Consider the following 22,218-nt stretch of genomic DNA (forward strand, 5'->3'; position numbering starts at 1 on the left):
CGGATCACCTGCGCCGCTCGATCACCTGGGACCGCGGAACCGAACTCGCCGAGTATGACCGGATCCAGACCGCGCTCGACACCACGCTCTACTTCTGCGACCCGCACTCGCCCTGGCAGCGCGGGTCCAACGAGAACACCAACCGGCTCCTGAGGTTCTGGTTCGAGAAAGGCTCCGACCTCTCCGTCCACACCACGGAGGACCTCCGCCAGATCGCCGCGAAACTCAACCGCCGGCCCCGGCCCACCCTCAACCTGGAAACCCCGGCCAACCGGCTGAACCAGCTGCTGCAAGCGGCGGCTTAAACCCCGGCGTTGCTCCGACTCCTTGACTTTGCCGGGGGCTTGGGGACCAAAGGTGATAGGGCAACGGGCTTAGGCGATGCGGTCGATGATGAGCTTCTGGGCGGGTCGGGAGCCCTCGGGTGCGATCACGGCGGCGTCTTCGAGCGCTTCCTTGGCACGCTCGAACTTCTCCGGGGTGTCCGTCAGGAGGGTCATGAGCGGTTCGCCCGCCCTGACCGTGGCGCCCGGCTTGGCGTGCATCCGCACCCCAGCCCCGGCCTGGACCTGGTCCTCCTTGCGGGCGCGTCCAGCGCCGAGCCGCCAGGCTGCGACGCCGACGGCCATCGCGTCGAGCTCCACCAAAACGCCGTCGGCCGGGGCGTAGATGACCTCGGATTCCTTGGCGACCGGGAGCTTGGCGCGCGGGTCCCCACCCTGAGCCTGGATCATCCGGTTCCAGACATCCATGGCCCGGCCGTCCCGCAGCGCGGCGCGGGGATCGGCGTCGCGCACCCCGGCGCACGCCAGCATTTCCTCCGCGAGCCGGACGGTGAGTTCGACGACGTCGTCCGGGCCTCCCCCGGCGAGGACCTCCACGGATTCCTCGACCTCGATCGCGTTGCCCGCGGTGAGGCCCAGGGGCGTGTTCATGTTGGTGAGCAGGGCCACCGTGTTGACGCCGGCGTCCTTGCCCAGGGCCACCATGGTCTCGGCGAGTTCGCGGGCGCGGGCCTCGTCCTTCATGAACGCGCCGCTGCCCACCTTGACGTCGAGCACCAGCGAGCCGGTCCCTTCGGCGATCTTCTTGCTCATGATCGAGGACGCGATCAGCGGGATGGCCTCCACGGTCCCGGTGACGTCGCGGAGCGAGTAGAGCTTCTTGTCCGCCGGGGCCAGCCCCGCGCCGGCCGCGCAAATGACCGCACCGACGTCCTGGAGCTGGGCCATCATTTCGTCGTTGCTGAGGTCCGCACGCCAGCCCGGGATGGCCTCGAGCTTGTCCAGCGTGCCGCCGGTGTGGCCGAGGCCGCGGCCCGAGAGCTGCGGCACGGCCACGCCGAAGACCGCCACGAGGGGCGCCAGCGGCAGGGTGATCTTGTCCCCGACGCCGCCGGTGGAGTGCTTGTCCGACGTCGCCTTCACGCCGCCGTCGGGCCTGCGCAGGCTGGAGAAGTCCATCCGCTCGCCGGAGGCGATCATGGCCGCCGTCCAGCGGGAGATCTCGGCCCGGTCCATGCCGTTGAGCAGGATGGCCATGTTCAGGGCGGCCATCTGTTCGTCGGCGATGGCGCCGCGGGTGTAGGCGTCGATCGTCCAGTCGATCTGGGCCGGGCTGAGCACGCCCTTGTCCCGCTTGATGCGGATGATGTCGACGGCGTCGAACGCTTCGCTGTTGCTGGTGGTCTGGGTCGCGTGTGTCACCGGGGTTCCTCCAGGTGTTGGGGGCCAAAGGCATCGGGAAGGACCTGGTCCATGGTCTTGATTCCCTGCGTGGTCATGAGCTCCATATCCGGAGCCCGGAATTCGTAGAGCAGCTGGCGGCAGCGCCCGCACGGCATGAGGACGTTCCCGCCGGCGTCGACGCAGTAGAAGGCGCGGAGCCGTCCCCCGCCGGTCATCTGCAGGTTGCCCACCAGGGCGCACTCGGCGCACAGGGTCAGCCCGTAGCTGGCGTTCTCAACGTTGCAGCCGCTGACGATCCGCCCGTCCCCGGTGAGGGCCGCGGCCCCCACCGGAAACTTCGAATACGGCGCGTAGGCGTTCTTCATGGCGGTCACGGCCGCGGCTTCGAGCGCTGCCCAGTCGACGTTGATGCTGTCCATGCTCAGCCCTTGATGTACGGTATGCCGTCGGCGGCCGGCGGCCGGGAGCGGCCGACGAGCCCCGCCACGGCAAACACGGTCACGACGTACGGCAGCATGGCCATGAACTGGCTCGGCACGGGCGTGCCGATGATCGTCACGATGCTTTGCAGGTTGTCGGCGAAGCCGAACAACAGCGCGGCGAAGAACGCCCCGATCGGATTCCAGCGGCCCAGGATCATGGCGGCGAGGGCAATGAAGCCGCGGCCGCCGGAGATTTCCTTGGTGAAGCTGTCGATCGCCACAAGGGTGAAGAACGATCCGCCGATCCCGGCGACGGCGCCGCCGAGTGTGACGTTCCAGAACCGGGTCGCGTTGACCTTGATGCCCAGCGTGTCGGCCGCCTGCGGGTGCTCGCCCACGGCACGGACGCGCAGCCCCCACTTCGTCTTGAACAGCCCGATCCAGATCACAATCACGGCCACATACATCAGGTAGCCCACCACGGACTGCTTGAACAGGATGGGCCCGATCACCGGGATGCCGGACAGAACCGGGATATCGATGATGGGCAGCTCGCCGGGCGAGTTGTACTTCTCCGGGTCCGACTGCATCACGGTGCTGAACAGGAAGCCGGTGAGCCCGGACACCAGGACGTTGAGCACGACGCCGACGATGATCTGGTTGACCACGTACTTGATGGCGAACAGCGCCAGCACCATCGAGACAAGGGCGCCCGCCACGGCCGCCGCAAGCAGGCCTAGGTAGGGGTTGTGCGTCAGGCTGGCGACGAGCGCGGCCGTGAAGGCACCGCCCAGGAGTTGGCCTTCGATGGCGATGTTAACGACGCCGGCGCGTTCGCACAGCACACCTGAGAGGGAGCCGAAGACGATCGGCACGGCGAGCGTCACGGACCCGGCAATGAGGCCGGCCAGCGAAATGCTGGGGGTCCGGGCACCGCCCACCACCCAGATCAGGAAGGCGACCACGAACACAACTGTGAACACGGCCGGCAGCCAGCGCGGGGGCCTCTGGTTCTTTTTTGCCTTCAGGACCAAGGCGTAGCCGGCCAAGCCCAGCAGGATCAGAGAGAGCACGATCCCGGACAGGAAAGCGGGGACGTCGATCGCGGGGAGTTGGAAGAAATCTCCGCCGGACGAAACGCCGAACTTGGCGTTCACCTGCGGGCCCAGCAGGCCGAAGAAGATGAAGGCGACGGTGGCCAGCACCGCCAGCGTTACCGGCAGCTTCCAGGTTACGGGCTTCGCGGACTCCGCGGGCCTGCGGCTCTTGTCCGGCTGGGATTCCCCCTGGACGGGCGAGGTTGCTGTTGTGCTCATGCGGCACCTCCGGTGGTTGCGGCCTGCTTGGTTTTGCCGGCGGTCGCGGCCTTCTTCTTGCGCGGGTTGAGTCCGAAGATCGCCCGGACCAGGGGCGGCGCCGCGATGAAGAGCACAATGAGCGACTGGACCACGAGCACGATATCGATCGGAGTTCCGGTCTGGATCTGCATCTGGACAGCGCCTGCGCGGAAGGCTCCGAACAGCACGCCGGCGGCAAAGGTGCCCCACGGCGACGAACGTCCCAGCAGCGCCACGGTGATCGCGTCAAAGCCGTAGGTTGCCGCGACACCATCGGTCAGGACCTTTTCCGTGCCTGCCACCTGCGCCACGCCGGCCAGGCCGGCCAGGCCACCGGCAATGGTCATCACCAGGATCGTGGCCCGGGAGACGTTAATGCCGGCAGTCAGGGCTGCCTTGGGGTTGGCCCCGATGGCACGGAATTCGAAACCGAGCGTGGAGCGGTTAAGCAGCCACGAAACAAACACGGTGGCCGCGATGGCCAGCAGGAAGCCCAGGTGCAGCCGGTACTGGCTGCCGAAGAGCAGCGGGTACGCGGCGCTGGGGTCCAGGATCGGCGATATCGGCGTGTCCGCCCCCGGCCGCTGGAACAAGTCCGTGTCGAGCAGGTAGCGCAGGAAATAGAGGGCGATGTAGTTGAACATGATGGTCACGATGACCTCGTGGGCGCCCGTCCTGGCCTTGAGCACGCCGACGATGCCGCCCCAAACGGCGCCGCCGATGACGCCGGCCACGAGGACCAGCAGCAGGTGCAGCCCCATCGGCAGGTGCAGCGCGAAGCCGACCCACGAGGCGAGGATGCCGGCCATGATGATCTGGCCCTGTGCACCGATGTTGAAAAGCCCCGCGCGGAAGGCCAGTGCGACGCCGAGGCCCGCGGTGATCAGCGGGGTGGCGATGGTCAGCGTCTCCATGAGGGGGGCGAACTGTCCGGCCACTCCGGCCCCGCGGGGGTTGAAGACCGCGCCCTGGAAGAGGGCGACGTACGAGCTTGTGGCAGCGGACCAGACGGCGGTCAGGAAATCACTGGGCCGGGCAAAGAGGTAGCCCGCCGTGGTGCCGACAACTTTGTCCGTCATGGCGATGAGCAAGCCGCCCAGGATCAGTGCAAGCACCACCGCCAGGATGGTCACGATGCCATTGCCGGTGAAGATCATGCGCAGCACCGACTCCTCTTCCGGGGCGCCGGGAAGGGATCCGCTCTGGGTCGAGACCGGAACGGCCGATGGCTGGTGGGCACCGCCCGCGGTGTCCAGCGAGGTGACAAAGGCTTCATCGTCCTCGAGCGGCTCAGGCTCCACTGCGGTGGCTTGTGCTGCCGGAAGCCGGTCCGGGTCCGGTGCGGCCGCGGGCCGCGGCTCGGTGTTCTCACTCATGGTGGTCTCCTACGGCGCTGGAGCCGGGCTCCTGCGCGGACGGGGCGGCGGGCGTCTGGTTCGTTGCCGGCCTCGTTGCGGGGTCATTGGCCGGGGTGCCGGCCGGGTTTTCTGCCGGGGTGCCGGCCGGGTTTTCCGAGAGGGACGGTGCTGAGTGCTTGTCCGCCGCTTCGGCCTGGGCTTCGTCCGGGGACACCCCGGCCATCATCAGGCCCAGGACGTCGCGCCCGGTGCCGGCCGGGACGATTCCCACCAGCCGGCCCTTGTACAGCACGGCGATCCGGTCGGCGAGTTCAATCACCTCGTCCAGTTCGGTGGAGACGATCATGACGGGCGTGCCATGGTCCCGCTCCGCGACGATCCGCTTGTGCAGGAACTCGATGGAGCCCACGTCCACGCCGCGGGTGGGCTGGGAGGCGATGAAGAGCCTCAGCGGGCGGGAGAGTTCCCGCGCCATGACGACTTTCTGCTGGTTGCCGCCGGACAGTGTGCCGGCGGCGAGCATGCCGGACGGCGTGCGGACGTCGAATTCATCGATCCGGGTCTTGGCGTTCTCCAGGACCTTGGCCGGGCTCATGCTGATGCCCTTGGCGAACGGCGCCTGGTCGTAGCGGTCCAGGATCAGGTTCTCGGCAATCGAGAACGTGCCGATCAGCCCGTCGAGTGAACGGTCTTCCGGCACGAATCCGACGCCGGCGTTGAGGACGTCCTTGACGCTGCGGCCCAGCAGTTCTTCGCCGTCGAGGGCGATCGAGCCGTGGACCCTCTCCTGCAGACCGAGGATGGCCTCGGTCAGTTCGGTCTGGCCGTTGCCCTGGACGCCGGCGACGGCGAGGATCTCGCCGCGGGCGATCCCGAAGCTGATGCCGTCCACCACATGCTGGCCGCTGGGTGCGATGACGGTGAGGTCCTTGACCTCGAAGGTGGTCTCCTGCGGATTGGCGGGAGCCTTGTCCAGGGTCAGGCTCACGGCCCGGCCCACCATCATGGACGCCAGCTCGGTGGTGGAGGCGCCGGGATCGGCCGAGCCCACTACCTTGCCGCGCCGGATGACGGTGATGGTGTCCGAGACGGCTTTTACCTCGCGCAGCTTGTGGGAGATGAAGACGATGGAGGTGCCGTGACTCTTGAGCTGGCGCATGATGTCCAGCAGTTCGTCGGTGTCCTGCGGGGTCAGCACGGCTGTGGGCTCGTCGAGGATGAGCACCTTGGCGTCGCGGACCAGTGCCTTGATGATCTCGACGCGCTGCTGCACGCCCACGGGGAGGTCTTCGATCAGCGCGTCGGGGTCGACGTCGAAGCCGTACCGGTCCGAGATCTCCCGGATCTTCCGGCGCGTGTCCTCGAGGTCCAGGAATCCGCCGGTCTTGGTGGTCTCCGCTCCCAGTGCGACGTTTTCCGCGACGGTAAAGACGGGGACCAGCATGAAGTGCTGGTGCACCATACCGATTCCGGCGGCCATGGCGTCGCCGGGCCCGCGGAAGGTGACCGGTTTGTCATCGATCAGGATTTCGCCCTCGGTGGGCTCGTACAGTCCGTAGAGGACATTCATCAGCGTGGACTTGCCAGCGCCGTTCTCACCGAGCAGACAGTGAATCTGCCCGGGCTCAACAACCACATCGATGTGATCGTTGGCTACCAGGGAGCCGAAGCGTTTAGTAATGCCCTTGAGTTCAAGTTTCAAAACTCTGACCAATCTCGAGGTGTCCGGAAGACTTGGTCCGGACGGGTAGTGGGGGCTGCAGCACCAGCTTAGTGCCTGCGCTCTGACACGGGCGGGCCGCAACGAAAAGCGCCACAGCCCGTGCGGTGGTGACCGGACGGGCCGTGGCGCTTAGCGGAGGAAGTTAGGCCTTCGGGCTGGCTGCAGATTCAACCTTCAGCTTGCCGTCGGCGATGTCCTTCTTGATCTGGTCCAGCTCGGACTTCAGTTCGGCCGGAACCTGGGAATCCAAGTCGTGGAACGGAGCCAGCTGGACGCCGTCGTTCGCGAGCGTGCCAACGTACGGCTTGTTGGTGAACTGGCCGTCCTTGTCCTGCTTGACGACCGTCTCGACGGCCTCGCCCATCTGCTTCATGACGGAGGAGAGCATGATGTCCTTGTAATCCGGTGCCGTGAGGAAGCCGTCGGAGTCAACCCAGATGAGCTTGACGTCCTTGCCTGCTGCCTTGGCTTCCTGCAGGGCCGCGCCCGCACCCTTGCCGACCGGACCGGCGACGGGCATGACGATGTCGGCGCCCTGGTCCAGGAAGTTCTGGGTGAACTGCTTGCCCTTGTCCTGCTTTTCGAAGTCGCCGGTGAAGGAGCCGTCCTGCTTGGCCTTGTCCCAGCCAAGAACCTTGACGTTCTTGCCCTTCTTCTCGTTGTAGTACTTCACGCCGTCGGCGTAGCCGTCCATGAAGATGGTGACCGTGGGGATCTTGATGCCGCCGAAGGTGGCGACCGTTCCGGTCTTGGTGGTGCCCGCGGCCAGGTAGCCGGCCAGGAACGCGGCCTGGGCCGTGTCGTAGATGATCGGCTTGACGTTCGCGACCGGGGTTTCGTAACCGAAGTCGATGATGGCGAAGTGCTTGTCCGGGTTCGCGGTGGCCTGGGCCTTCGTGGCGTCGCCGAGCAGGAAGCCGACCGTGACGGTCAGGTTGCAGCCGGCGGCGACCATGGCGCGCAGGTTGGGCTCGAAGTCGTTGTTCGTCTTGGACTCGGCCTCGTTCATCTTAAGGCCCAGCTCCGACGTGACCTTCTTCAGGCCCTCGTAGGAAGACTGGTTGAACGACTGGTCGTCGAATCCACCCGAGTCGGACACGATGCAGCCCGTGTAGTTGCTGGCGGTGTTGGTGGCGGTGCTGGCCTCCGGGGCAGCCCCGCAGCCGGTCAGCAGGAGTGCAGCCGCGCCCGCGGTGGCGACGCCGGCCATTGATCCGCGCTTGAAGGTGGCACGCAGAGAGTTCTTCAATTTTCCTCCAGGAAGAAAGAGTAGGCGCTACGACGGGAGTTCAATGAGTGTCTGTCTGCGGAGTTCCGCTGATCTCTGTTGTCACTGATGGATTCGCAGCACTGCGCCGAGGCGCACTGATGGAAGCTACTTTAGTGGCCTGCGCCACGTACACGTAGCAGACTTCACAGCAATTGCACAGATTGTTGAGAACTTGTTACCTAGTGGTAGCCGGGCCCTCCTGCCAGGGAAGGCGCGCAGACGCCTCCGGCGCCGGTCCCCGCAGGAACTGGCGCCGGAGGCGTCTGCGTGTCTGATGGTGCCGGAGGCGCCTGTGTGTCTGGTGGTGCGCCGGCGCCGGCGCCGGTTAGAGACGGACCAGCATCTTGCCGGTGTTGGCGCCGTCGAGCAGGTCCATGAAGGCCTGCGGGGCGTTGTCCAGGCCGTCCACCACAGTCTCGTCGTAGCGGACCGTTCCGTCGGCGAGCCAGGCGGACATCGTTTCGACAAACTCGGCCATGTGCTGCCAGTAGCCGCCCACCAGGAAGCCCTTGAGCGTGAGCTGTTTGCCGATCGCCTGCATGAGGTTCCGCGGCGCGGGCGTGGGTTCGGTCGCGTTGTACTGGGCGATGGCCCCGCACATGGCCACCCTGCCGCCGACGGTGAGCGTGGACAACGCCGCTTCCAGGTGCTCGCCGCCGACGTTGTCGAAGTAAACGTCGATCCCGCGCTCACCCGCCGCCGCGGCGAGCTGTTCCGCAACCGGGCCGTCGTGATAGTTGAACGCGGCATCGAAGCCGAGTTCGAGCAGCCGTGCCACCTTTTCCGGCGAGCCGGCGCTGCCGATGACCAGGGACGCACCCATGGCCTTGGCGATCTGTCCCACGAGCGAGCCGACCGCGCCGGCGGCGCCAGAGACGAATACGGCGTCGCCGGGCTTGAATTCCGCGACCTTCAGCAGGCCCGCGTAGGCGGTCAGGCCGGTCATGCCGAGGGCACCGAGGAATGCTGATGCGGGGGCCAGATCGGTGCGCGCCAGGGTGGTGGCCGCCCCGTCGACGACGGCGTATTCACGCCAGCCGAGGCCGTGGACGACGGTATCGCCGACAGCGCGCCCTTCGGCGCGGGACGCGATGACTTCGCCGACGGCGCCGCCGTCGAGCGCCTTATCCAGCGCAAAGGGCGCGGAGTAGGACTTGACGTCGTTCATGCGGCCGCGCATGTACGGGTCCACCGAGATGTAGATGTTGCGGACCAGGACCTGGCCATCCTGCAGTTCGGGAAGCGGCGACTCGGCGACGCGGAAGTTCGCCGGGACGGGGCGGCCGTGGGGCCGGGACGCCAGCTGGATCTCGCGGGTGGTGGCGGGCAGGGTGAGGGTTTCGGTGTTGGCGCTCATGCGGCGACCTCCAGGATGGTGATGTCGACAGTGATGTTGCCGCGGGTGGCGTTGGAGTAGGGGCAGATCTGGTGGGCTTTGGCCACAAGCGCCTCGGCGGTCTGCCGGTCCACGGCGGGGAGGGCGATCTCGAGCTCTGCTGCCAGGCCGTATCCGGCACCGTCCTCGAGTGCGCCGAAGTGGATCTTGGCAGCGACAGCGGAGTCCGTCAGGTCGGCGCGCTCCTTGCGTCCGACCAGGCGCAGGGCGGAGTGGAAGCACGCGGCATAGCCGGCGGCAAAGAGCTGTTCGGGGTTGGTTCCCGCGCCGTCGCCGCCGAGTTCCACCGGGCTGGCGAGGGTGACGCTGAGCTTGCCGTCCTTGGTGATGGCGGTGCCGTCGCGGCCTTCGCCGGAGGCCAGGGCCTCGGCTGTGTAAAGGGTCTTCATGGGTTTCCGTTCTGTGGGCGGGAAGAAGGGGTTCAGTTGGAACTCGCCGGAAGCCTGCGGAGTCGCCGTAAACTTCCGGCGAGTTGGCACGCCTGCCGCGATTTCGACGTCGGCCTCGTGGGCCTGGGAAGGGGTGTAAGGGAAGGGCTTAGTGCGAGGCGTGGAGCGCGTTGGCCAGCCGGCCCAGGGTTTCGCGGAGCTGGTCCAGTTCAGCGGCGGTGAGCCCGGCGGCGTCCGCCAGGCGCTGCGGGATGCCGCTGGCCCTGACACTCAGGGCGGCGCCGGCGTCGGTGAGGAAGATCTCCACGCGGCGCTCGTCCTCGGCGGACCGGCGGCGCTGGACGAGGCCGAGCGCCTCGAGCCGCTTGAGCAGCGGCGACAGCGTGCCGGAGTCGAGTCCCAGCTCCTCCCCCAGTTCACGGACGCTGCGGGGCTCCGCTTCCCAGAGCACCAGCATGGCGAGGTACTGCGGGTAGGTCAGGCCGAGCTCCTCCAGCATGGGCCGGTAGACGGCCGTGGCGGCGCGCGAGGCCGAGTACATCGCGAAGCACACCTGCCGGTTCAGGCGGAGCGCTTCGGGACTGGCGGGTCGGGCCTCTTCTGGCGTGGTCATGCCTCCACGGTACCGCACATTTGGGTTGTGCACAATTCAATTGTGCGCAACTCAATTGTCCGTGCTGCAACCATGGCTCTGACCTGCAATGGGCCCACGCCGCAGGCACCCGCCGGATTTCCCCATGTTCGCCGGGTGCCGACGGCGTGTCGGCTCGCACCGCCGGTGCGTCCCGGCGTCGTGCCGGCAAAGGTGGGGAAACCCCGCGGGGCGACGGGCCGCGAAGGCCAGAGTCGCGGGTAGCTGCGGGAGCTACAGGTCTCGGATGGTGCGCAGGGCCGCCGCCGTGAGCACCTGGATGCCGAGGCCCAGCGCCCGCTCGTCAACGATGTAGTCGCCGCGATGAAGGTCGTACTCTTCCCCGCCGGGAGTCATGGTGCCGAGGCGCATCATGGCGCCGGGAGTGTCGGCCAGGAACCACGCGAAGTCTTCCCCGCCCATGGACTGCGGGGTCAGGACCACGGCGCCCTCGCCGATTTCGGCGCGGGCCGCGGCCTCAATCAGCGCGGTCTCGTGTTCAGAGTTGACCACCGGCGGGACGCCGCGGGTGTGTTCCAGATGGACGTCGACGCCGTAAGGCTCGGCGACTTGCCGGATGATGTCATCGAGCAGCTCACCGGCGTCGTGCCAGGCCTCGCGGTCCAGGCACCGCATGGTGCCGGCCAGGTAGCCGCTGCCGGGGATGGCGTTCGGGGCCGAGCCCGCGGAGATCTGGCCCCAGACCACCGACACGCCGCTGCGGACATCGACCCGGCGCGAGAGCACGGCGGGAACATTGACCGCGATCTGCGCCAGGGCGAAGACCAGTTCCTCGGTCAGGTGGGGGCGGGAGGTGTGGCCGCCACGGCCGGAGAGCTCAATCTTGATGGTGTCCGAGGCGGAGGTGATGGCCCCGATCCGGGTGCCGATCTTGCCGATCTCGATCCGGGGATCGCAGTGCAGCGCCAGGATCCGCGGCACGCCTTCCAGGACGCCCTGCTCGATGCAGGAGGTGGCGCCGCCGGGCATGGTTTCCTCGGCCGGCTGGAAGATGATCCGCACCGTCCCCCGCAGCGGGGACTGTTCATGCATCCGCTGCAGGACCAGCGCGATGCCGAGCATGGTGGTGGTGTGGACATCGTGGCCGCAGGCGTGGGTCACGCCGTGGTTCTTCGAGGCGAACTCAAGGCCCGTTTCCTCGATGATCGGCAGGGCGTCGATGTCCCCGCGCAGGGCGGTGGCGATGGGTCCGTGCCCGACGTCGACCGTCAGGCCCGTGCTCTCGAGGCGGCGGGGTTTGAGCCCGGCTTCCTCGAGCCGTTTCGCCAGCTTGTCGGTGGTGCGGAACTCCTTGAACGAAAGTTCCGGGTGCGCATGGAGGTCGCGGCGGAAAGCGATCAGCTCCGGCAGGAGGGGCTCCAGCCACGGCCCCACGAGAGTCGTGGGCTCAGCTTCAGTCGAGTAATTGCGCACGGAATAACTCTAGCGAGCGGACAATAAATAGCGGCATCGGGTACTCCGCGTTACGGATTGCTGGATATTGAACAACCCCTGGTCCGCTCCAATCCGCCTACAGGACGTCGGTGTCGCCCTTGGCCTTGATGGCATCCACGGCCTGCTTGACCCGCTGCGAGTGTTCCTTGGTGGTGACCAGCAGGGCGTCCGGAGTGTCAACGATCACCACGTCCTTGATGCCGATCAAAGCGATCACGCGCTTGGTATCGGAGACCACCACGCCGCTGGCGTTCTCGGTGAAAACGCGTGCGCCCTCGCCCAGTACCGTGACCTCGTCGACTTCCTTGGCGCTGTTGAGCCGGCCCACGGAGGCGAAGTCCCCGACGTCGTCCCAGAGGAACGTTCCGGGCACAACGGCGACGTCGCCGGCTGCGGCGGCGGGTTCGGCAACGGCGTAGTCAATGGCGATCTTGGGCAGTGTGGGCCACACCCGGGCCGTGACGGCGTCGCGCTCCGGGGTATCCCAGGCCTTGGCGATTTCCTGGAGTCCGGCGAAGAGCTCGGGCTGGTTGGCCTCGAGGTGCTTGAGCATCAGCGAGACCGGAGCCACGAACATGCCCGCGTTCCAGACATATTCCCCGCTGTCGACGTACTGCTGGGCCACTTCCTCGCTGGGCTTCTCTACAAACTCCACCACGGACTGCGCGCTGGGCGCGTCGGGGATGTTGAGGTTCGCACCGGAGCGGATGTAGCCGAATCCGGTGGAGGGATGGGTCGGCTTGATGCCGATGGTGACGATCTTCCCCGCGGCCGCGGTGTAGACGGCCTCACGGACTGCGTCCTGGAAGAGGTCGTCCGGGCTGATGACCTGGTCCGCGGCGAACGAGCCCATGATGGTGTCCGGGTCCCGCTCATGCAGGATGGCCGCGGCGAGGCCGATCGCCGCACCGGAATCTTTGGGTTCGCTTTCCAGGACAAGGTTGGAGTCCAGGACCTCAGGCAGCTGGCGGCAGACGGCTGCCTTGTGGGCGGCGCCGGTCACCACCAGCACGTGCCTGCCGGCGACAGGCTGGAGGCGGTCATAGGTCGCGCGCAGCAGGGTGCTGCCCGAACCGGTGAGGTCGTGAAGGAATTTCGGGGCTGCTGCCCGTGACAGAGGCCAGAGACGGGTCCCCACCCCGCCCGCCGGAATTACCGCAATAAAACGGTCCAGCGGTGAATCCTGGCTTGTCACTTTGTCTGTAGTCATCACCGCTACTTTAGCCGACGGCGGCCGAATCGGCCCCGATTGGGCCGGGATCGAGGGCTTCCGGCCCCCTTAACAACGGCCAAATGTGGCGTTCGTCTCAAAATCAACGCAAAACCGCGCCGGGGCCTGTCAACAAGGGGTTCCTAAATTGAATAAGCTGTGAGCGAAGCCTAGATTTAGGCTTGAGCTTACGAGTGCTCTCGCAGCAGGCGTTCCCCCCGCGTGGATCCCATGCCAGCGCCGCTGTGTTGCAGGGAGGTTTATTCAGTGCCGACAAAACCAGCTGGCACCTTGTACCGCGGCCGTGAAGGCATGTGGTCTTGGGTTGGACACCGCATTACCGGTGTAGTGATTTTCTTCTTCTTGTTGGTCCACGTGCTGGACACCTCATTGGTGCGTGTGTCCCCCGAGGCCTACACCGCAGTGATTGGTACCTACAAGAACCCCCTCATGGCCCTGGGTGAAACGGGCCTTGTCGCGGCGATCGTGTTCCACGCCTTCAACGGCCTGCGGATCATCGCCGTCGACTTCTGGAAGAAGGGTGCCAAGTACCAGCGTCAGATGCTCTGGACGGTTCTGGGCCTCTGGGTCGTCGTCATGGTCGGCTTCTCCATCCGCCACCTGTCCCTCGCCTTTGGAGGTCACTAAGCCATGACTGCAACGATTCAGAGTCCACGTAGTGGAAAGATCCAGCCCAAGTACCGCCGCAACGGCGGTTCCAAGGGCAACTTCGAGATGCTCGCCTGGCTCTTCATGCGCCTCTCCGGCGTCGTGCTGGTGGTGCTGATCTTCGGCCACCTGACCGTCAACCTGCTGGTCGGCGAGGGCATCCACGCGATCAACTTCGGCTTTGTGGCCGGCAAGTGGGCCGACCCGTTCTGGCAGTTCTGGGACCTGGCCATGCTGTGGCTCGCCATGCTGCACGGCACCAACGGCGTCCGCACGATCATCAATGACTACGCCGAGAAAAACGCCACGCGTCTCTGGCTGAAGATTGTGCTCTACGCGGCCACCACGGTCATCATCGTCCTGGGCACCCTGGTCATCTTCACGTTCAATCCCTGCCCCGTGGCCAACGGCGTCCAGCTTCCCGGCGGCTTCTGCCCCGCGCCTTAGGGGCGACACGGCAACTGATCTTCGCCTGCCGAGCGCAGGCGCAGATTGCACGAGACTTCACCGGGCAGGCACGGCCGCCGGTGGGTTATAGCGAATTTTGAGAGAAAGAGCGTCTGGTATGCAGGTCCATAAGTACGACGTCGTGATCGTCGGTGCCGGTGGCGCCGGGATGCGCGCGGCGATCGAATCAGGTCAGCGCGCCCGAACAGCAGTATTGACCAAGCTCTACCCCACCCGGTCCCACACCGGCGCGGCGCAGGGCGGCATGTGTGCAGCCCTGGCCAACGTCGAGGAAGACAACTGGGAGTGGCACACCTTCGACACCATCAAGGGCGGCGACTACCTGGTTGACCAGGACGCTGCCGAGGTCATGGCCAAGGAAGCGATCGACGCCGTCCTGGACCTGGAAAAGATGGGCCTGCCGTTCAACCGCACGCCCGAGGGCCGCATTGACCAGCGCCGTTTCGGTGGCCACACCCGCGACCACGGCAAGGCACCGGTCCGCCGCGCCTGCTACGCCGCCGACCGCACCGGCCACATGATCCTGCAGACCCTGTACCAGAACTGCGTCAAGCACAACGTCGAGTTCTACAACGAGTACTACGTCCTGGACCTGCTGACCGTCGAAGAGGACGCTGTCCGCGAGGACGGCACGCCGTACAAGCAGAAGCGCGTCGCCGGCGTCGTGTCCTATGACCTCGCCTCCGGCGAGCTGCACGTGTTCCAGGCCAAGTCCGTGGTGTTCGCCTCCGGTGGCGCCGGCAAGGTCTTCAAGACCACCTCCAACGCCCACACCCTGACCGGTGACGGCATGGGCATCGCGTTCCGCCGGGGCATCCCGCTGGAGGACATGGAGTTCTTCCAGTTCCACCCGACAGGCCTGGCCGGCCTGGGCATCCTGCTCTCCGAGGCCGCCCGCGGCGAAGGCGCCATTTTGCGCAACTCCGAGGGTGAACGCTTCATGGAGCGCTACGCGCCCACCATCAAGGACCTCGCCCCGCGTGACATTGTGGCCCGCTCCATGGCCAACGAAGTCCGTGAAGGACGCGGCTGCGGCCCGAACAAGGACTACGTCCTCCTGGACCTGACGCACCTTGAGCCCGCGCACATCGATGCCAAGCTGCCGGACATCACCGAGTTCGCCCGCACCTACCTGGGTGTGGAGCCGTACACGGAGCCGGTTCCGGTGTTCCCGACGGCGCACTACGCCATGGGCGGCATCCCCACGAACATCACCGCCGAGGTCCTCCAGGACAACGACACGGTGGTCCCGGGCCTCTACGCCGCCGGCGAGGTCGCCTGCGTCTCCGTCCACGGCTCCAACCGCCTGGGCACCAACTCGCTGCTGGACATCAACGTGTTCGGCAAGCGCGCCGGCATCGCCGCAGCCGAATACGCCAAGACCGCAGACTTCGTGGAGCTCCCCGTTGACCCTGAGGCCTACACGCTGAACCTGCTGGACCACGTCCGCACTTCTGACGGCACCGAGAAGGTCGCTGCGATCCGCAAGGAACTGCAGGACACCATGGACGCCAACATGCAGGTGTTCCGCACCGCCGACACGCTGAACCAGGTCCTGAAGGACATCGCGTCCTTCGAGGAGCGGTACCAGCGCATCAGCGTCCAGGACAAGGGCAAGCGCTTCAACCTGGACCTGCTCGAGGCCGTGGAACTGGGCTTCCTGCTGGAACTCGCCAAGGTCATGACCGTGGCGGCCCTGCACCGCGAGGAATCCCGCGGCGGCCACTTCCGCGAGGACTTCCCCGAGCGCGACGACGAAAAATTCATGAAGCACTCCATGGCGTACAAGGATGAGCACGCCCCGGCGGATGGTTCCGCCGAGTCGATTGCCGGCATCCGGCTTGCCACCAAACCGGTGGTCTTTACGCGCTACGAGCCGATGGTGAGGAAGTACTAAGATGAGCGCTGAACTCGCTGAGCCAGCATCCAAGATCGAACTGCCCGCCGGCGTCGGCGGCGGCGGGGAGATCCCGTCCTTCGACGTCACGCTGCGCGTGCGCCGCTACAACCCCGAGGTCTCCGAGGACGCCACGTGGGATGACTTCAAGGTCACCATGTACGGCACCGACCGTGTCCTGGACGCCCTGCACAAGATCAAGTGGGAGATGGACGGCAGCGTCTCCTTCCGCCGCTCCTGCGCCCACGGCGTCTGCGGCTCCGATGCCATGCGCATCAACGGCCGCAACCGTCTCGCCTGCAAGACCCTGCTGAAGGACCTGGACACGTCCAAGCCCATCACGGTCGAGCCGATCAAGGGCCTGCCGGTGGAGAAGGACCTGATCGTGGACATGGAGCCGTTCTTCCAGTCCTTCCGCGAAGTCATGCCCTTCCTGATCAACCGCGGCCACGAGCCCACCAAGGAACGCCTGCAGTCCGCCGAGGACCGCGAGCGGTTCGACGACACCACCAAGTGCATCCTGTGCGCCGCGTGCACCTCGTCTTGCCCGGTGTTCTGGACCGACGGCCAGTACTTCGGCCCGGCCGCGATCGTCAACGCGCACCGCTTCATCTTCGATTCCCGCGATGACGCCGGCGACATGCGCCTGGAGATCCTCAACGACAAGGAAGGCGTGTGGCGCTGCCGCACCACCTTCAACTGCACCGAAGCATGCCCCCGCGGCATTCAAGTCACGCAGGCAATCGCCGAGGTCAAGCAGGCCATCCTCTCCCGCAAGATCTAACGACCGGTTCCACCGGCCGCATTAGCTCCCTTTTTCATCATCAGGAGCTGCCGACGACGGCGCCTCTCACCTCACGGGTGGGGGCGCCGTCGTCGTTCCCCCTCAAACGAAAGGGGACACCGTGTCCCGCTCCGAAAAAGTATCGTTCCAAGGCTCCACCGGCGAACTGCTCTCCGGCATCGTCGACCTCCCCGAGGGTCCCGTAAAGGGCTGGGGGGTGTTCTCCCATGGCTTCACGCTGGGGAAGGACAGCCCTTCGGCGTCGCGCATGTGCAAGGCCCTGGCGGACAACGGGGTGGGCATGCTCCGCTTCGATAACCTGGGCCTGGGCGAGTCCGCCGGAATGTGGTCCGAGGGGTCCTTCAGCCACAAGGTGGCCGACACCGTGAAGGCCGCCGAATTCATGCGTGAGTCCGGCCGGCCGGTCTCGCTGCTCGTGGGCCACTCCTTCGGTGGGGCCGCCGTCCTGGCGGCCGCGCGGGAGATCCCGGAGCTCGACGCCGTGGCCACGGTGGGGGCACCCTTCTCCCCCAAGCATGTGGCCCACGTGTTCGATGCGGCCCTTGACCGGATCCTCAGCGAGGGGAGCGCGGAGGTGGATCTCGGCGGCAAACGGGTGGAAATCCGGCGGCACTTCGTCGAGGACCTCGAACACGCGGACCTCACGGACTGCATTAAGGGCCTGCACAAGCCGCTCATGGTGCTGCACTCCCCCACCGACAACACGGTGGGGATCGAAAACGCCAGCACCATCTTCCAGACCGCACGCCACCCCCGCAGCTTCGTCTCGTTGGAGGGCAGCGACCACCTCCTGACGGGCAAGGGCCAGGCGGCCCGTGCCGCGAAGATTATTTCGGCGTGGGCCGACCAGTACCTCGACGCCTGAACGCGGCGGACAGCGACCTCCGGCGGCCCCGGGGCTCCACCGGCGTTTTGCCTGGCTGGACGCGCCGGGCGCCCCAACCGGTGGTCGCGGTGGCGGGCCCGGTCCCGAGGTCTTCCTCCCGGATCGCCACCCACGCGGCGCAGATCACGTAAACCTGGCTGACCAGGTTGAACCAGATCAGCAGGCCGATGATAATGGCGAAGGGCGCCAGAATGGGGTTTTTGCCCGCGCTGGCCAGCAGCTGGGTGCTGAAGATCTGCAGAATCGTGGTGCCCACCGCGGCGAGGATGGTCCCCTCCAGCAGAGAGCGCCGGGCCGGCTTCAGCCCCGCAGCCACCCGGTACATGATCATGGCGGTGCCCCAGCCGAGCAGCAGCGGCACGAGGATAGTGACGGAGGTCGTCAGCGGCCCGGCCACTATCGGATCGAGGCCCAGCTGCTCGGTCACCCATCCGGCGGCCGTGCCGAAGATCAGCGAGGCTGCGGAGCTGACCACCAGGGCCACCCCCATCAATAGCAGCGTGCCGACGTCCTTGAGGATCTGCAGGATCGGATTCATCACTAGCGGCCCGAGCTGCATCATGCTCCGCGTGCCGTCGCGGATGCCGCTGATCCAGCCCAGGGACGTGAACACCGTCACCAGGGCGGCGATCCCGGCAGCCCAGCCGAGGCTGATGGGGTTCAGCAGTTCATAGGGATCAACCAGCCCCTCGCTGCCGTCGACCTGCAGCAGGCCCGGCGCGGCGGCGGCCACACTATTGATGACCTGGTCCAGCAGGGCCGGACGGTCGCTGAGGACCAGGCCGGCCAGGGACAAGCCGGTGGCCAACAGGCCTGTGATGGAGAAAAACATCCGGAACCCGATGCCCGCACTCAACAGCGGGCCGCGCTGGCGGAGGTAGTGCGAGTATGCGCGCACGGGCAGCAGCATGTTGAACCGAGCCAGGAACCACAGCATCATCGCCGTCAGCGACGCAACCGTCCCGCCGCCGGAGCGTCGGACCCTGCCCCACTCGACCCTCTTGCGGATGACTTCCAGTTTCAGCCCGGCCAGATCGGTGGGAAGCGGCGGCTCATCGGGCGTCTGCGGTGCCGTCCGGGCCTCTGTCGTGGTCAGGTTTGGTCCCAAAGTCAAGCTCTTCCCGTAGCTGCCAGATGCCGTTGTCGTCGTGCTCGTAGAGTCCCATGCTAGCCACAGGGAACGTGGCCCTGTAGTCCTTGAGGACCGTTTCGGCTTCGTCGAGGCTTTCCGGGGCGACATCGTGGGCCACGGTGACGTGCGGATGGTAGCCGAACGGCAGTTCCCGCTCCAGCGGGCCGGACTGCAGCTGGCGGTGCAGGTTTACGCAGTGTCCGAAGCCGTCCTCGACGTTCAGGAAGACCACCGGGGACACGGGCCGGAAAGACCCGGTCCCGGCGATGGTTACCGTGAAAGGCTCCTGCCTGCGTGCGACGTCCCGTACATGGCGTTGGGTCGCGTCCCAGTCCTGCGTCATGGTGGTGGTGACCAGCGTGATGTGGGCCGGGACGACGGCGGCCATGGGATCCCCGAACGATGCCCGCCAGCGCTGGAGCTCCTCGGCGATGTCCGCCGGGAACCTCAGGATCACACCGACGCTGATGCCTTCGCTGCGCTGTCCGTTCGACGTGGCGGCTTTCGCGGTGACTTTGCTGACGGAGGACATTGACCTAGCGGACTCCGGCCAAGCTGAGGGACGGCAAGAAGCCCATCCGCTCGTAGACCCGGGCAAGCGTGACTGAGGCAATCTCGCGGGCACGCTCCGCCCCTTGGGCCAGGAGCCGGTCCAGCTCTGCCGGATCGGCCATCAGCTCGTTGGTGCGGTTCCGCAGCGGCGTGAGGAATTCGACCATCACCTCGGCCAGATCCGTCTTCAGGTGCCCGTACATTTTGCCCTGGTACTCGGCTTCCAGCTCTGCCACGGGCTTGCCGGTCAGCGTCGAATAGATGGTCAGCAGGTTGGAGACGCCGGGCTTGGCTTCAGAGTCGAAGCGGATCTCCGTTCCGGCATCGGTCACGGCGGATTTGATGCGCTTGGCCGCGAGCTTGGGGTCTTCGAGCAACTGGATGGAGCCGTTGGGCGACTCGCCCGTCTTGGACATCTTGACCGCAGGATTCTGGAGGTCGTAAATTTTGGCGCTGGCTTTGAGGATGGTCGCCTCGGGCACCGTGAAGGTCTCCCCGTAGCGCGTGTTGAAGCGCTGCGCCAGGTTGCGCGTCAGCTCCAGGTGCTGGCGCTGGTCCTCGCCCACTGGCACCAGGTCGGTCTGGTACAGCAGGATGTCGGCGGCCATGAGCGTCGGATACGCGAAGAGGCCCAGCGTCGCGGCCTCCGCGCCGGACTTCTGGGACTTGTCCTTGAATTGCGTCATGCGGGATGCCTCGCCGAATCCCGTGATGCAGTTCAGGGCCCAGGCCAGCTGTGCGTGTTCGGGAACATGAGACTGCACGAAGAAGATGGACTTGTCGGGATCGATCCCGGCCGCGATGTACTGAGCCGCTACGACACGGGTCCGGTTGGCCAACTCGGACGGCTCAAAGTCGACGGTAATGGCGTGGAGGTCCGGGATGAAGAACACTGCGTCGTATTCGGACTGCATGTCCACCCAGTTGCGCACGGCACCGATGTAGTTGCCCAGGTGCAGGGAATCCGCGGTGGGCTTGGCGCCGGAGAGAATGCGCTTCTTGGCGGTAGCAACGGTTGAGCTAGTCATGTTGATAAAAACCTTCGGACTTTAGAGCTGGTAGTCCACTACCAGCGGGGCATGGTCGGAGAAGCGTGTGTCCCAGGACGCTGCCCGGTCAACAACGGCTGACACTGCGGCAGCAGCGAGAGCGGGCGTGGCCATGTGGTAATCGATGCGCCAGCCGGTGTCGTTGTCGAAGGCCTGGCCCCGTTGCGACCACCAAGTGTAGGGGCCGTCGACGCTACCCGCCAGGCCCCTGTGAACATCCTTCCAACCGATTTCTTCGCCGAAGAAGCGGTCAAAATAAGCCCTCTCCTCCGGCAGGAAGCCGGCACGTTTGACGTTGCCCTTCCAGTTCCTGATGTCCAGCTCCGTGTGGCCGACGTTGAGGTCGCCCACCACCAGCGCGTGGTCACTGTGTTTGGCGAGTTCGGGCAGCCTGGTGCTCATGACGTCGAGGAAGCGGAACTTGTCGTCCTGCTTGGGCGTGCCGACCTCGCCCGAGTGCACGTAGGCGCTCACGACGGTCAGCTGGGAGGCCTGCCCTTCCGCATCCCGCACGATGTAGTCCGCCTCGACCCAGCGTCCGGCTGTGGCAAAGAAGTCATCGCCGATGCCCACCCGGGTGGCGAGGGGCTCTTCGCGGGAGGCGATGGCAACGCCGGCCCGGCCCTTGGCCTCGGCTTCGGCGTGGAGGATGTACCAGCCCTCGCCGAGCAGTTGCTGGACGATCGCGTCGGGAGCGCGGACCTCCTGGAGGCACAGGATGTCCACCTCGCGCGGCTCAAGCCACTCCGCCATGCCGTTCTTGTAGGCGGCACGTAGGCCGTTGACGTTGACTGACGCGATGCGAAGGTGGTCCTTCTTCAATGCCGAGCTCACCCGATCCACTCTAGTCGATGATGGTTCCGCTTACGGGTGCGTCGTCGCCGCCCGAGGATTTCATCATGTCCCGCGCGTTGGTGGCGGTGATTTCGATGGTCTCCAGGGCACGGCTGATCGTGTCGCGGTCCGCCGCCTCGCCCTTGGCGCGCTCCTGCTCGATGACGCGGACCTGGACCTGGACGATCTTGAAGGAGTGGTCGAGTTTCATGTCGCGGACGCCGTCCGATCCGCGGCTTTCGCTGACCACGCGGGTGCCGCCGTGGTCAGCGCTGCCCGCCGCAGGGGGCCGCCCGGCCGCGGCGTTGAAGGCGTTCTGGGCCTCGTTCAGCCTGGCCCCGGCCTTCTTGGCGGCCTTCTGGATGCTGAACACCACGAAGGAGGCCAGCGCCAGCCAGAAGCCGGCGATGATCGCCACGATCCAGCCCACGACGTCGTTCTGGTTGGCCGCGAAGATCACGGCCACCACGAACGCGATGATGAAGACCAGCAGCCCCGGCCCGCTGATGCGGAACATAGAGAACCGGCCCCTGGCCGTGGGGTCGTTGGACGTGGACGCGGAGCTACCCAGAGATTGCATGAGCCCATTATCGCAAACGGGGCCGGCCGCCCGCTGCGCTTCCACCCCGGGCGAACGCTGCCCCCAGCCCTGGCTCAGGCCAGAACCATGCAGCCTAGGTCAGGCACTCTATGTGAGAACAAGGCAGAACGGGTGGCCGCTGGGGTCCGTGTAGACCCGGAAGGACTTGCCGCCGCCCGTCTGGCGCGTGGCGCCCAGCCGGAGGACTTCCGCCTCTCCGGCGTCGAGGTCACCGACTTTCACGTCCACGTGCATCTGCTGGGGATGCTCGGGCTCCGGCCACTGAGGCCGGACCAGGCTGTCCACGCGCTGGAAGGCTACGGCGGGACGGTCGGCGGCGTCGCCGATCGAAATCCAGTCCGCGTCTTCCTGCACCCGGATCATGCCCAGCAGCTCCTGGTAGAAGGCGGCCAGGGTGTCCGGATCCTCGCAGTCGATCACGAGTGCCTGCCATTTTCCGATCATGG

General features: G+C 66.3%; 23 protein-coding genes. 6 read left to right on the forward strand and 17 right to left on the reverse strand.

Annotation, left to right across the window (positions count from 1 at the left end):
• Nucleotides 1–305, forward strand: a 305-nt coding sequence (locus BLS42_RS17145; protein WP_143019231.1) for an IS30 family transposase, incomplete at its 5' end; no start/stop codon positions are given.
• Nucleotides 306–374: 69 nt separating this feature from the next.
• Here BLS42_RS17145 and BLS42_RS17150 read toward each other — a convergent pair.
• The 11 genes from BLS42_RS17150 to BLS42_RS17200 form a co-directional block, all read right to left on the reverse strand.
• Nucleotides 375–1,706 (reverse strand): thymidine phosphorylase, encoded by a 1,332-nt coding sequence (locus BLS42_RS17150; RefSeq protein ID WP_090583345.1) that lies wholly within the window; start codon nucleotides 1,704–1,706, stop codon nucleotides 375–377.
• Nucleotides 1,703–2,107 carry a cytidine deaminase gene (locus BLS42_RS17155; RefSeq protein WP_090583346.1) on the reverse strand — a complete coding sequence of 135 codons (405 nt, stop codon included), beginning with the start codon at nucleotides 2,105–2,107 and terminating at the stop codon, nucleotides 1,703–1,705. The genes BLS42_RS17150 and BLS42_RS17155 overlap by 4 nt, the downstream gene beginning before the upstream one ends.
• A gap of 2 nt (nucleotides 2,108–2,109) precedes the next feature.
• Complete coding sequence (locus BLS42_RS17160) at nucleotides 2,110–3,426, reverse strand: ABC transporter permease (RefSeq protein ID WP_090583348.1); 1,317 nt, start codon at nucleotides 3,424–3,426, stop codon at nucleotides 2,110–2,112.
• The gene (locus BLS42_RS17165) at nucleotides 3,423–4,823 is read right to left on the reverse strand and encodes an ABC transporter permease (protein WP_090583350.1); all 1,401 of its coding nucleotides are present in this window, start codon (nucleotides 4,821–4,823) and stop codon (nucleotides 3,423–3,425) included. The genes BLS42_RS17160 and BLS42_RS17165 overlap by 4 nt, the downstream gene beginning before the upstream one ends.
• A complete protein-coding gene (locus tag BLS42_RS17170; protein ID WP_090583352.1) occupies nucleotides 4,816–6,507 on the reverse strand; it encodes an ABC transporter ATP-binding protein in 1,692 nt (563 codons plus the stop codon). Before BLS42_RS17170 ends, BLS42_RS17165 begins: the two co-directional genes overlap by 8 nt.
• A 163-nt stretch (nucleotides 6,508–6,670) precedes the next feature.
• Nucleotides 6,671–7,738: a BMP family lipoprotein gene (locus BLS42_RS17175; protein WP_090583493.1), complete on the reverse strand. Its 1,068-nt coding sequence runs from the start codon at nucleotides 7,736–7,738 to the stop codon at nucleotides 6,671–6,673.
• Between the two features lie 385 nt (nucleotides 7,739–8,123).
• Nucleotides 8,124–9,155 carry an NADP-dependent oxidoreductase gene (locus tag BLS42_RS17180; protein ID WP_090583354.1) on the reverse strand — a complete coding sequence of 344 codons (1,032 nt, stop codon included), beginning with the start codon at nucleotides 9,153–9,155 and terminating at the stop codon, nucleotides 8,124–8,126.
• Complete coding sequence (locus tag BLS42_RS17185; RefSeq protein ID WP_090583356.1) at nucleotides 9,152–9,583, reverse strand: organic hydroperoxide resistance protein; 432 nt, start codon at nucleotides 9,581–9,583, stop codon at nucleotides 9,152–9,154. The genes BLS42_RS17180 and BLS42_RS17185 overlap by 4 nt, the downstream gene beginning before the upstream one ends.
• Before the next feature lie 148 nt (nucleotides 9,584–9,731).
• Nucleotides 9,732–10,196 (reverse strand): MarR family winged helix-turn-helix transcriptional regulator, encoded by a 465-nt coding sequence (locus BLS42_RS17190; protein ID WP_090583358.1) that lies wholly within the window; start codon nucleotides 10,194–10,196, stop codon nucleotides 9,732–9,734.
• A 252-nt stretch (nucleotides 10,197–10,448) separates the two neighbouring features.
• Nucleotides 10,449–11,648: an amidohydrolase gene (locus tag BLS42_RS17195; protein WP_090583360.1), complete on the reverse strand. Its 1,200-nt coding sequence runs from the start codon at nucleotides 11,646–11,648 to the stop codon at nucleotides 10,449–10,451.
• A 97-nt stretch (nucleotides 11,649–11,745) separates the two neighbouring features.
• Nucleotides 11,746–12,879: a mannose-1-phosphate guanylyltransferase gene (locus BLS42_RS17200; protein WP_090583361.1), complete on the reverse strand. Its 1,134-nt coding sequence runs from the start codon at nucleotides 12,877–12,879 to the stop codon at nucleotides 11,746–11,748.
• A gap of 267 nt (nucleotides 12,880–13,146) precedes the next feature.
• Here BLS42_RS17200 and sdhC point away from each other — a divergent pair, with 267 nt between their 5' ends.
• The 5 genes from sdhC (at nucleotide 13,147) to BLS42_RS17225 (ending at nucleotide 17,583) form a co-directional block, all read left to right on the forward strand.
• Nucleotides 13,147–13,527 carry a succinate dehydrogenase, cytochrome b556 subunit gene (gene sdhC / locus BLS42_RS17205; RefSeq protein ID WP_090583363.1) on the forward strand — a complete coding sequence of 127 codons (381 nt, stop codon included), beginning with the start codon at nucleotides 13,147–13,149 and terminating at the stop codon, nucleotides 13,525–13,527.
• A gap of 3 nt (nucleotides 13,528–13,530) precedes the next feature.
• Entirely contained in the window at nucleotides 13,531–13,995 is a 465-nt protein-coding gene (locus BLS42_RS17210) for a succinate dehydrogenase hydrophobic membrane anchor subunit (RefSeq protein ID WP_090583365.1), read from the forward strand.
• Between the two features lie 118 nt (nucleotides 13,996–14,113).
• Complete coding sequence (gene sdhA, locus BLS42_RS17215) at nucleotides 14,114–15,913, forward strand: succinate dehydrogenase flavoprotein subunit (protein WP_090583367.1); 1,800 nt, start codon at nucleotides 14,114–14,116, stop codon at nucleotides 15,911–15,913.
• A gap of 1 nt (nucleotide 15,914) precedes the next feature.
• Nucleotides 15,915–16,697 carry a succinate dehydrogenase iron-sulfur subunit gene (locus BLS42_RS17220; protein WP_018774751.1) on the forward strand — a complete coding sequence of 261 codons (783 nt, stop codon included), beginning with the start codon at nucleotides 15,915–15,917 and terminating at the stop codon, nucleotides 16,695–16,697.
• A 121-nt stretch (nucleotides 16,698–16,818) separates the two neighbouring features.
• Nucleotides 16,819–17,583 (forward strand): alpha/beta hydrolase family protein, encoded by a 765-nt coding sequence (locus BLS42_RS17225; protein ID WP_090583368.1) that lies wholly within the window; start codon nucleotides 16,819–16,821, stop codon nucleotides 17,581–17,583.
• On the opposite strand, the gene BLS42_RS17230 is transcribed toward BLS42_RS17225, so the two are convergent.
• The 6 genes from BLS42_RS17230 to BLS42_RS17255 all read right to left on the reverse strand — a co-directional run bounded on the left by BLS42_RS17230 (nucleotide 17,546) and on the right by BLS42_RS17255 (nucleotide 22,216).
• Nucleotides 17,546–18,712, reverse strand: coding sequence for a YihY/virulence factor BrkB family protein (locus BLS42_RS17230; RefSeq protein ID WP_090583370.1), 1,167 nt, complete (start codon nucleotides 18,710–18,712; stop codon nucleotides 17,546–17,548). The genes BLS42_RS17225 and BLS42_RS17230 overlap by 38 nt on opposite strands.
• On the reverse strand, nucleotides 18,657–19,268 hold the full coding sequence (locus BLS42_RS17235) for a 2'-5' RNA ligase family protein (protein ID WP_090583372.1): 612 nt from the start codon (nucleotides 19,266–19,268) through the stop codon (nucleotides 18,657–18,659). The genes BLS42_RS17230 and BLS42_RS17235 overlap by 56 nt, the downstream gene beginning before the upstream one ends.
• A gap of 4 nt (nucleotides 19,269–19,272) precedes the next feature.
• Complete coding sequence (gene trpS / locus BLS42_RS17240; protein WP_090583374.1) at nucleotides 19,273–20,316, reverse strand: tryptophan--tRNA ligase; 1,044 nt, start codon at nucleotides 20,314–20,316, stop codon at nucleotides 19,273–19,275.
• Nucleotides 20,317–20,337: 21 nt separating this feature from the next.
• Complete coding sequence (locus BLS42_RS17245; RefSeq protein ID WP_090583495.1) at nucleotides 20,338–21,171, reverse strand: exodeoxyribonuclease III; 834 nt, start codon at nucleotides 21,169–21,171, stop codon at nucleotides 20,338–20,340.
• A gap of 10 nt (nucleotides 21,172–21,181) precedes the next feature.
• Nucleotides 21,182–21,751: a hypothetical protein gene (locus BLS42_RS17250; RefSeq protein ID WP_090583376.1), complete on the reverse strand. Its 570-nt coding sequence runs from the start codon at nucleotides 21,749–21,751 to the stop codon at nucleotides 21,182–21,184.
• 108 nt (nucleotides 21,752–21,859) lie between these two features.
• The gene (locus BLS42_RS17255; RefSeq protein ID WP_090583378.1) at nucleotides 21,860–22,216 is read right to left on the reverse strand and encodes a VOC family protein; all 357 of its coding nucleotides are present in this window, start codon (nucleotides 22,214–22,216) and stop codon (nucleotides 21,860–21,862) included.
• Nucleotides 22,217–22,218 lie beyond the last annotated feature (2 nt).

The sequence above is a fragment of the Arthrobacter sp. ov407 genome (assembly GCF_900102895.1).
Lineage (GTDB): Bacteria > Actinomycetota > Actinomycetes > Actinomycetales > Micrococcaceae > Arthrobacter.

Excerpts from the sequence above, each read along its gene's own strand:
- trpS (WP_090583374.1), bottom strand. The coding sequence starts at position 20,316 with ATGACTAGCTCAACCGTTGCTACCGCCAAGAAGCGCATTCTCTCCGGC.
- BLS42_RS17165 (WP_090583350.1), bottom strand. The coding sequence starts at position 4,823 with ATGAGTGAGAACACCGAGCCGCGGCCCGCGGCCGCACCGGACCCGGAC.
- BLS42_RS17200 (WP_090583361.1), bottom strand. The coding sequence starts at position 12,879 with ATGACTACAGACAAAGTGACAAGCCAGGATTCACCGCTGGACCGTTTT.
- sdhA (WP_090583367.1), top strand. The coding sequence starts at position 14,114 with ATGCAGGTCCATAAGTACGACGTCGTGATCGTCGGTGCCGGTGGCGCC.
- BLS42_RS17220 (WP_018774751.1), top strand. The coding sequence starts at position 15,915 with ATGAGCGCTGAACTCGCTGAGCCAGCATCCAAGATCGAACTGCCCGCC.
- BLS42_RS17160 (WP_090583348.1), bottom strand. The coding sequence starts at position 3,426 with ATGAGCACAACAGCAACCTCGCCCGTCCAGGGGGAATCCCAGCCGGAC.
- BLS42_RS17250 (WP_090583376.1), bottom strand. The coding sequence starts at position 21,751 with ATGCAATCTCTGGGTAGCTCCGCGTCCACGTCCAACGACCCCACGGCC.
- BLS42_RS17210 (WP_090583365.1), top strand. The coding sequence starts at position 13,531 with ATGACTGCAACGATTCAGAGTCCACGTAGTGGAAAGATCCAGCCCAAG.
- BLS42_RS17185 (WP_090583356.1), bottom strand. The coding sequence starts at position 9,583 with ATGAAGACCCTTTACACAGCCGAGGCCCTGGCCTCCGGCGAAGGCCGC.
- BLS42_RS17235 (WP_090583372.1), bottom strand. The coding sequence starts at position 19,268 with ATGTCCTCCGTCAGCAAAGTCACCGCGAAAGCCGCCACGTCGAACGGA.
- BLS42_RS17155 (WP_090583346.1), bottom strand. The coding sequence starts at position 2,107 with ATGGACAGCATCAACGTCGACTGGGCAGCGCTCGAAGCCGCGGCCGTG.
- BLS42_RS17255 (WP_090583378.1), bottom strand. The coding sequence starts at position 22,216 with ATGATCGGAAAATGGCAGGCACTCGTGATCGACTGCGAGGATCCGGAC.
- BLS42_RS17175 (WP_090583493.1), bottom strand. The coding sequence starts at position 7,738 with ATGGCCGGCGTCGCCACCGCGGGCGCGGCTGCACTCCTGCTGACCGGC.
- BLS42_RS17180 (WP_090583354.1), bottom strand. The coding sequence starts at position 9,155 with ATGAGCGCCAACACCGAAACCCTCACCCTGCCCGCCACCACCCGCGAG.
- BLS42_RS17190 (WP_090583358.1), bottom strand. The coding sequence starts at position 10,196 with ATGACCACGCCAGAAGAGGCCCGACCCGCCAGTCCCGAAGCGCTCCGC.